9 protein-coding genes are annotated in these 9,103 nt (G+C 65.0%); 3 read left to right on the top strand and 6 right to left on the bottom strand.

The window, feature by feature from the left end:
* On the bottom strand, positions 1-645 hold a 645-nt coding region (gene pdxT / locus AC5RWX_RS26830), incomplete at its 3' end, for a pyridoxal 5'-phosphate synthase glutaminase subunit PdxT (protein ID WP_494099311.1).
* Between the two features lie 91 nt (positions 646-736).
* Between pdxT and AC5RWX_RS26825 the strand changes: the two genes are divergently transcribed.
* Positions 737-2,029 (top strand): MurT ligase domain-containing protein, encoded by a 1,293-nt coding sequence (locus tag AC5RWX_RS26825; RefSeq protein ID WP_494099310.1) that lies wholly within the window; start codon positions 737-739, stop codon positions 2,027-2,029.
* A complete protein-coding gene (locus tag AC5RWX_RS26820; protein ID WP_494099309.1) occupies positions 2,026-2,787 on the top strand; it encodes a type 1 glutamine amidotransferase in 762 nt (253 codons plus the stop codon). Before AC5RWX_RS26825 ends, AC5RWX_RS26820 begins: the two co-directional genes overlap by 4 nt.
* A gap of 53 nt (positions 2,788-2,840) precedes the next feature.
* Here AC5RWX_RS26820 and AC5RWX_RS26815 read toward each other — a convergent pair whose 3' ends face one another.
* The gene (locus AC5RWX_RS26815; RefSeq protein ID WP_494099308.1) at positions 2,841-4,106 is read right to left on the bottom strand and encodes a CapA family protein; all 1,266 of its coding nucleotides are present in this window, start codon (positions 4,104-4,106) and stop codon (positions 2,841-2,843) included.
* An 85-nt stretch (positions 4,107-4,191) separates the two neighbouring features.
* On the opposite strand from AC5RWX_RS26815, the gene AC5RWX_RS26810 reads away from it, so the two are divergent.
* On the top strand, positions 4,192-6,204 hold the full coding sequence (locus tag AC5RWX_RS26810) for a M3 family metallopeptidase (RefSeq protein WP_494099312.1): 2,013 nt from the start codon (positions 4,192-4,194) through the stop codon (positions 6,202-6,204).
* A gap of 93 nt (positions 6,205-6,297) precedes the next feature.
* Here the strand turns inward: AC5RWX_RS26810 and pdxS are convergent, their stop codons facing one another.
* The 4 genes from pdxS to AC5RWX_RS26790 form a co-directional block, all read right to left on the bottom strand.
* Positions 6,298-7,224 carry a pyridoxal 5'-phosphate synthase lyase subunit PdxS gene (gene pdxS, locus AC5RWX_RS26805; protein ID WP_494099307.1) on the bottom strand — a complete coding sequence of 309 codons (927 nt, stop codon included), beginning with the start codon at positions 7,222-7,224 and terminating at the stop codon, positions 6,298-6,300.
* Between the two features lie 145 nt (positions 7,225-7,369).
* The gene (pgsA, locus tag AC5RWX_RS26800; protein WP_494099306.1) at positions 7,370-7,993 is read right to left on the bottom strand and encodes a phosphatidylinositol phosphate synthase; all 624 of its coding nucleotides are present in this window, start codon (positions 7,991-7,993) and stop codon (positions 7,370-7,372) included.
* On the bottom strand, positions 7,983-8,570 hold the full coding sequence (locus AC5RWX_RS26795) for an HIT family protein (RefSeq protein ID WP_163163965.1): 588 nt from the start codon (positions 8,568-8,570) through the stop codon (positions 7,983-7,985). Before AC5RWX_RS26795 ends, pgsA begins: the two co-directional genes overlap by 11 nt.
* 19 nt (positions 8,571-8,589) lie before the next feature.
* On the bottom strand, positions 8,590-9,103 hold a 514-nt coding region (locus tag AC5RWX_RS26790; protein ID WP_494099305.1), incomplete at its 5' end, for a His/Gly/Thr/Pro-type tRNA ligase C-terminal domain-containing protein.

The raw sequence follows: 9,103 nt of genomic DNA, 5'->3' as shown, positions 1-9,103 counted from the left end.
ATGGAAGGAGGTGGCCAGCAGGTGGCCGGAACGCACTGCAACAATTCTAGCTGTCCCCGGCAGCGGGACCGCGTGGGACGCGTGCTCCCGATCCGCCGGTTCCACCTGGGCCAGGATCTCCACCTCCGGGCCGACGCGTTCCACCCAGGGGCCCCGGATGAAGACGGCGTGGACCGGAGGAACACCGGTTTCGGCAGCGCTGAAATCGAGTCCTTTGAAGTCGAGGTCCGTTTCAAAGGACTCGCGCTGCCGGCCGAAGGCGTTGCGCCGGACGGTGATATCCAGTCCGCCGAAAGTCTGTTGCGGGGCTCCGGCGAGGTCTGTTGCTGGATCTGCGATGTCCGCGGCGAGCAGGATCATGCCGGCACACGAACCGTATGCAGGCAGGCCCTCGGCGATCCGCTCCCGAAGAGGTTCCGCCAGGTCAAAGGCGCGGGCCAGCTTGTCGATCGCGGTGGATTCACCGCCGGGAATGATCAGCCCATCCAGACCGTCCAGTTCCTTGGGGCGGCGGATCCCGACGCCCTCGGCTCCGGTTGCTTCGATGGCACGGAGGTGCTCGCGGAAGTCACCTTGAAGCGCCAACACGCCGATCCGCAAGCCCGAGCCCACGCGCGCGGAAGCAGCTGAAGGGGAAATTGTCATCCATCCAGCATACGGTGCACAGCCTTCCTGGCCGGCGCGGGAGGCCCACTCCGACGGCGGTTGCATGCCGTTGCTGGGATATATTCGAAGCATGCTCTACTTCAGTGTTCCGCTCGGCAAGCTCGTCCGCCGGGTGTCCCGGCTACGGGGCGGTGGCTCTGCCCTGCCCGGGCTGGTGGTCGAAAAAATCGATCCCGGCTTCATGCGGCGGACGCTCACCACGCTCCCCCATGGCGTAGCCGTAGTCAGCGGTACCAACGGTAAAACAACCACTACCAAAATGGTGGTGGAGCTGCTGGAGAGCCAGGGGCTGAAGGTTTTCACCAACCGCACCGGCAGCAACTTCACCCGGGGTGTGGCCGCCGCACTGCTGGGCGAGGTGGACTGGCGGGGCCGGCTGGACGCCGACGTCGCTGTCCTGGAGCTCGACGAAGCCCACGCCGTGCACTTCGTCAACAGCGTGCCGCCCCGTTACTGCCTGCTCCTTAACGTCCTCCGTGACCAGCTGGACCGGTTCGGCGAGATCGACAAGACGGCCCAGCTGCTCCAGCACATCGCCGCCAAAACCACCGGAACGGTGGTGCTGAACCGGGAGGACCCGCGCGTGGCCAGGATCGCCGCTTCCTTGACCGGGCAGGACGTCAAGTACTTCGGCCTTGACGATTCGCTGTTGGGCACCTTCCCCAACGACGACGACATGCGCGCCGCTCCTGGAAGTCCTGCTCCGGCGGGCCTTCCGGAGAAGCCCGCTGCGGACGTCGTCCTCCGCAAAGTGGGTGCGGACACCGCCGAATTTGAGTATGACGGCGTGACGGTCAGCACCGGGATGAAGCTCCGCGGCGTCTACAACATTTTCAATGCGGCCGCGGCGCTGACCCTGGCGCGCAGCATTTGTGGCGGCGGTGCAGCCACTGCCGACCACGACACCCTGCTGGCCGCCCTCGCCCAGGTTGCACCCGCCTTCGGCCGGGGAGAGAGCCTCACCGTCGACGGCCAGCCCCTTGACCTCGTCCTGGTCAAAAATCCCAGCGGGTTCCGGCTCGGCCTGAAGTCCTTCCCCGCCGGCGGCTACGCCACCATGATTGCCATCAACGACAACTACGCCGACGGCCGCGACATGTCCTGGCTGTGGGACGTGGAATTCGACTCCCTTCGCGAGGGAGGGGTGGACCAGCTGACCGGCTCCCGCGCCTACGACATGGCCCTGCGCCTGCAGTATGACGACGTGCGGATCGGCGGGGTCGAGCCCGAGATTACCCCAGCTCTTGCCTCCTTCATCAGGGAAGCCCAAGGCAAGCCGAAACGCATCTTCTGCACCTACACGGCAATGCTGGCCATCCGACGCGAGCTGTCGAAAATCACCACCGTGGAGGTTGTCTCTTGAGCCAGTCAGGCGCGCACCCTGCAAGGGAAAGCTCCGAGAGCAAGGGCGCCATCCGGGTAGTCCAGCTCTATCCCCGCGACATGAACATCTATGGCGACTGGGGCAACGCCCTGGTCCTTCAGCAGCGCATCAAGTGGCACGGCTATACCCCGGAGCTGCTCGAATACAACGTGGGTGATCCCTTCCCGGAGAACGTGGACATCATCGTGGGCGGTGGCGGCCAGGACAGCGGGCAGCTGGTGATCCAGGACGATCTGCAGGCACGGGCGGGAGTGCTGAAGGACCTGGCTGAGGACGGCGCGCCGATGCTGGTCATCTGCGGGCTGTACCAGCTTTTCGGACGGTTCTTCAAAACGCGCACCGGAGCAGTCATCCCCGGCATCGGCGTTCTTGACGTGGAAACCCATGGCACTGATGAGCGCCTGATCGGCAACGTCAAGGTGGCTACGCCGGAGTTCGGCGAGGTGCTGGGTTACGAGAACCACAGCGGGCAGACCACACTCGGTGGCGGCGTGCGGCCGCTCGGCACCGTGGCAAAAGGGACGGGAAACAACAGCAGCGACGGCCATGAAGGTGCCCGCTACCGCAACATCGTGGCGAGCTATCTGCACGGGTCCCTGCTGCCAAAGAATCCAGCCATTGCCGATTTCCTGATCCGCACGGCGGCTGAGCGGAAGTACGGCACATTCCAGCCCGGCCACCCGGATGACCATTACGCCGATCTGGCCAGGGAACACGCGGCGCGCCGCCCGCGCTGACAGGCACACCGTCCATCGGCCGACGGCGGCGGGGGCCCTTTTAGCACTAAGGCTTAGGGTTCGCGTGTTATCAGGAGTTCATGGGCACCGGCTGCCCCCGCACCGCGGGATTCCACTACTGTGCTGGTCCGCTGCCTGGTCGCGGCGTCCGCTTCCGCACCGGCACATTGCCCCTGCGGCGCATCAGCGGCCACCGAACACCAGCGGTACGGGTCGCGGACAATGACCGATGGTGCCCAGGCGAGGTCCGTGGCCGACCATCTGCCGGAGGCGTCCTGGCCAAACTGCGCCCTCACCAGCAGGCCCTCGTTGTTAACCACATACCAGGGGGACAGCTCCGTTACGCCATTGCCCAGGCCGTACACAATCCAGGTACCTTTGTAGTTTTCGATGGGCAGCACGGAGTGGGTGTGGTGACCATAGACCAGGTTGAACTGCCCGCTGTCCACCAGGGCACGCGCCACCTCCTCCTGCTGGGCGTTCGGTTCGCTGGCGTACTCATCACCGGCGTGCATGGCGGCCAGGACGATGTCCGCTCCCAACGCCCTCGCCTTTTCGGCCTTGGCAATCATTGCTGCGGGGTCCAGCATGTCCACCTGCCAGGGATATTCCGGGAGCAGGCCGTTGAGCCCGTACGTGGCCTGGATGATGGCGACTTTCGCGGCCGCCGTCTGCACGATGAGGATTCCGTGGGATTCGCTTTCCGTCCGGTAGGACCCTGTGTGCTGGAGGCCGGCGGCATCCAGGGCGTCCAGGGTGCGCAGCAGCCCGTCGGTGCCGCGGTCGATGGTGTGGTTGCTGGCGGTAGTGCAGGCCTGGTACCCCACGTCCTTGGACGCGGTGATGATCTGGGGCGGAACGTTGAACGACGGGTACGCAGAAAACGGACCGTCCGGGCCTGCCACCGGCGTCTCCTGGTGGCAGATGGCAAGATCGCTGTTCCTGATGTATCGGCGTTGACCTTCCAGGAGTGGCCCAAAGTCCATGCCCGGCTTCCCGCCAGCGGCGGCGTCTTGCTGCGCCTGCTGCCACAACTGGTCATGGATCAGCATGTCGCCGGTCACCAGTACGGTGGTGCACCGGACCATTGGGCAGGTCGGGCCCTTACCCGGTGTGGGTGCAGGTGTGGGGCTGGGTGCCGGAGCGGCGCTTGGCGGCAACGTCCCGGAACCGAGAGTCTGGGTAGCAGACTCCGCCGGCCGTGGCGACTGCCCGTCCTGTTCCGCCACGAGGCCGCAGCCGGCCACCACAGCAGCCACAAGCAGGGCACATGTCGTTGCCCCGGCGCGCGGGGCAGCACCGCCCCAACTAATCCCCATGACGGTCATTCTAGGCAAGGTTCCGCGCCGCCACGAGCATTTGGCGGTCGTTGAGAAGGTGTGGCCCATGTGGAAGATTTACGTCATGACAAACCCCCTGCTCGCTCCCAGCACGCTTCCGTTCGCCCTGCCCCCGTTCGCGGACATAGAGCCGGCCCATTACGCCGAAGCGGCTGAGGCCGGATTTGCGGAGCACCTGTCCGAGGTCCAGGCGATCGCCGCCAACACTGATCCCGCCACCTTCGACAACACGGCTGTGGCGATGGAGCGCTCGGGCCTGCTGCTCCACAGGACTGCTGCCGCCTTCTTTACGCTTGTCTCTGCCGACGCCTCTGACGAGATCCGTGACCTGGAAACCCGGCTTTCGCCGCTCTTTTCGGCCCACCAGGACGAAGTATTCCTGAACCGGGCCCTGTATGAACGCTTCGCCGCCATCGATACGGCGGGTCTTGATCCAGAGTCGGCGCGCCTGGTGGACGAATATCTCAAGGAGTTCCGGCAAACAGGCATTCAGCTGGACGGTCCCGGTCAGGAGCGGCTGCGGGAGCTCAATGCCGAGCTCTCCAGGTTGGGAACCGAATTCGGCCAGCGGGTCAAGGAAGGGATGAAGTCCGCAGCCCTGCTGCTGGAGGACCCCGCAGAGCTGGCGGGGTTGCCGGCCGACGACGTGGCCGCCGCCGCAGAAGCAGCCCGTGCGGCCGATCATGAGGGAAAGTTCCTCCTCACGCTGATCCAACCCACCAACCAGCCGGCCCTCGCTGCCCTGGAGAACCGGAACGTCAGGCGGCGGTTGTTTGAAGCTTCGGTGGCCCGCGGCAGCAGCGGCGGAAACCTCGACGTGCTCGAACTTGCCAGGTCCATGGCCGCCGCACGCGCCGAAAAAGCTGCCCTGCTGGGCTTCGGCAACTACGCCGAACTGGTGGTGGACCGGCAGACAGCACCCGATTTCGAATCGGTCCAGTCTATGCTGAACCGCATGGCACCGGCCGCCGTCCGCAACGCGGACCGCGAGGCCAACGCCCTGGCGGAGGCCGCCCGGCATCCCTTGGAGGCCTGGGACTGGGCGTTCTACTCCGCGAAGGTCCGGCGGGAAAAGTACGACGTGGACGAGCAGGCCCTCCGGCCCTATTTCGAGCTGGACCGGGTCCTGGCCGACGGAGTCTTCTTCGCTGCCACGTCCCTCTACGGCATTACCTTCCATGAACGGAAGGATCTTTCCGGTTACCACCCCGACGTGCGGGTCTGGGAGGTCCGGAATGAGGACGGCAGCTCCTTGGGGCTTTTCCTCGGCGACTACTACACTCGTGAGTCCAAGCGCGGCGGCGCCTGGATGAACTCCCTGGTGGAACAGTCGGGACTGCTCGGGACCAAGCCAGTGGTCATCAACAACCTGAACATATCCAAGCCGCCCGCGGGCGAACCGACGCTGCTGACCCTGGACGAGCTGCGGACCACCTTCCACGAGTTCGGGCATGCCCTGCACGGGTTGTTCTCCAAGGTGACATACCCACGGTTCTCCGGTACTTCGGTTCCCAGGGATTTTGTGGAGTACCCGTCGCAGGTCAACGAGATGTGGATTATGTGGCCGGAGGTGCTGGCCAACTATGCGAAGCACTACGCCACCGGCGAACCGCTTTCCCACGAAGTCGTGGACAAATTGAACGAATCCCGGCTCTGGGGTGAGGGCTTTGCCACTACCGAGTACTTGGGGGCAGCGCTGCTGGACCTGGCCTGGCATGTCCTGGGGAGCAATGAGGTGCCCGAGGATGCACTGGCCTTCGAGGAGAAGGGCCTGGCGGCTGCCGGAATCGCCCACGCGCTGATTCCGCCGCGTTACCGCACGGGATACTTCCAGCACGTCTTCGCGGGAGCCGGTTATGCTGCAGGCTACTACTCGTACATCTGGAGCGAAGTGCTGGACGCCGAGACCGTGGACTGGTTCAGCGAGAACGGAGGCCTCACCCGGACCAACGGTGACCGTTTCCGGCAGGAGCTCCTGTCGCGGGGTAACAGCCGCGACCCGCTCGACTCCTTCCGGACCCTCCGAGGCCGCGAAGCAAAGCTGGAGCCCCTCCTGAAGCGCCGAGGCCTCAACTAGCGGCCCCTTCCCCCGCCCCCTTAAAAGTACGACGCCGGTCCCCCGCCAAAACAAAGGTGGGGAACCGGCGACGTTACTAGCGGGAGGCGGAAGTTACCAGCCGCGCTCAGCGAGGCGGTGAGGCTGGGGAATCTCGTCGACGTTGATGCCCACCATGGCTTCACCCAGGCCGCGGGAGGCCTTGGCGATGACGTCGGGGTCGTCGAAGAAGGTGGTGGCCTTCACGACGGCGGCGGCGCGCTGGGCGGGGTTGCCGGACTTGAAGATGCCCGAGCCGACGAAAACGCCGTCGGCGCCGAGCTGCATCATCATGGCAGCGTCGGCGGGGGTGGCGATGCCGCCGGCGGTGAACAGGACCACGGGAAGCTTGCCGGTGGAGGCAACTTCCTTGACCAGCTCATAGGGTGCCTGCAGTTCCTTCGCCGCGACGTACAGCTCGTCCTCGGGCAGTGCCGCGAGCTTGAGCAGTTCGGCGCGGATCTGGCGCATGTGGGTGGTGGCGTTGGAGACGTCACCGGTGCCGGCTTCGCCCTTGGAGCGGATCATCGCCGCACCCTCGTTGATGCGGCGCAATGCCTCACCGAGGTTGGTGGCGCCGCAGACGAACGGAACGGTGAAGTTCCACTTGTCGATGTGGTTGGTGTAGTCGGCCGGGGTCAGGACCTCGGACTCGTCAATGTAGTCCACGCCCAGGGACTGCAGGACCTGGGCCTCGACGAAGTGGCCGATCCGGGCCTTGGCCATGACCGGCACGGACACGGCATCAATGATTTTGTCGATCATGTCCGGATCGGACATACGGGACACGCCGCCCTGGGCGCGGATATCGGCCGGAACGCGTTCCAGCGCCATCACAGCAACGGCACCGGCGTCTTCGGCGATGCGGGCCTGTTCGACGTTGACGACGTCCATGATGACGCCGCCCTTGAGCATCTCAGCCATGCCGCGCTTCACGCGGCTGCTGCCCGTGACGCTGTTCGCGGACGAACCGGCTTCGCTGCTTACATCAGGTGTAGACACAAAAACCCCTATGGGTAGATAGATGACCTTCGCCGGGCGTGTAGGGCGGCACGAAGATGCCATCTGTACACACACCGGGTTGCCGGATCCATTGACCGGGCAGTCCTAATACTAGTCTCACCGCGCCCGGCCGGCTTAATTCGTGTTAATCGGCAGGCGACGGTTCAGCAAGTGCCTGGCGGCGGACGGACACCATGCGCTGGACCACGGTTATGAGGCTGGCGAGGGCGAGCAGGATCAGTGTCACCAGCAGAACCACGTGCGGCAGCCCAAGGCCGGTAAAGCCGGTCACCACCAGCACGGAAACCAGGCGTTCAGCGCGTTCTGCTATGCCGATGTTGGCCGTGAACCCCAGCGACTCCGCCTTTGCCCTGGCGTAGGAGACCACCATGCCAAGGACGAGGCAGACAGTGGCGGCCATGGCGATCGGAACATTAGCGCCACCGGTAAAGAACCAGACGGCGAGGCCGGCGAAAAGGGCGCCGTCGGCGATCCGGTCCAGGGTGGAGTCCAGGAAGTTGCCCCAACGGCTGCCCACCGCCCGCATCCTGGCCATGATGCCATCCAGGACGTCGGAAAAGATAAACGCGGTGATGAACAGGGTTCCCCACCAGAGCTGCCCGAGCGGGTAGAAGACGAGGGATCCCACCACTACACCGGCAGTACCGATAATGGTCACGGCATCCGGTGAGACGCCGATTCGGAGGAGCCAACGGGCGAACGGGGTGAACAGCGCGGTGAAGAACCCGCGGGCGTGCCTATTCAGCATCCGTCTCCCCGGGCCAGGCGTCGGCGACCTGCTGGCGGACCTCGTCGAGGGTCTGCGTGATCGCCTTGGTCTGGGCGATGATGGGGAAGAAGTTCCCGTCACCGCCCCAGCGCGGAACAATGTGTTGATGCAGGTGCGCGGCGATGCCGGCTCCGCCCACCACGCCCTGGTTCATCCCCAGGTTGAATCCGCCCGGGTTCGCTACTTTCCGCAGCACCCGCATGGCCGTCTGGGTCAGCTCGGCGAACTCCGCTGTCTCCTCAACGGTGAGGTCCGTGTAGTCGGGGATGTGGCGGTAGGGGCAAACGAGAAGATGCCCGGGGTTGTAGGGAAACAGGTTCAGCACCACGTAGCAGGTCTTTCCCCGGTAGACGATCAGCGCATCCTCATCGGTCCTTGCCGGTCCGATACAGAAGGGGCAGTCGTTTTCGTTCTTGAACTGGTGCTGGCCGCCCTTGATGTAAGCCATGCGGTGCGGAGTCCACAGGCGCTGGAAGGCGTCCGGGACACCGGCGAGGTCAAAGTCGTCGGTAACGCCGGCATCGCCTGGATATCCTGCGCCTGTGTTCTCCTGCACGGTCCTGTTCCCGTTTCCGCTAGCTGGTCCGGTTACGGACGGCTTCCGTGATCCGCTTGACTGCTTCTGCCACGGGCACGCCGTTGTCCTGGCTTCCGTCCCGGAACCGGAACGAGACGGCCCCTGCTTCGGCGTCGTCGCCGCCGGCGATCAGCACAAACGGGATCTTGTCCTTGCTGGCAGTGCGGATCTTCTTCGGGAACCTGTCCGACGAAGTATCCACCTCAGCCCGGATGCCTGCCGCCTTCAGCTGATCGACGACGTCGAACACGTACTCGTTGAACGCCTCCGCGACCGGAATGCCCACTACCTGGACCGGGGCGAGCCAGGCCGGGAAGGCGCCGGCGTAGTGCTCGGTCAGGACACCCATGAAGCGCTCCACGGACCCGAAGAGTGCACGGTGGATCATGACCGGACGCTGGCGGCTGCCGTCGGCGGCCTGGAACTCGAGTTCGAAGCGTTCAGGCAGGTTGAAGTCCAGCTGGATGGTGGACATCTGCCAGGTGCGGCCCAGCGCGTCCTTCGCCTGGACG

The sequence above is a fragment of the Arthrobacter sp. SPT-J7 genome, assembly GCF_059089965.1.
This window is presented reverse-complemented; position numbering and strand designations above follow the sequence as displayed.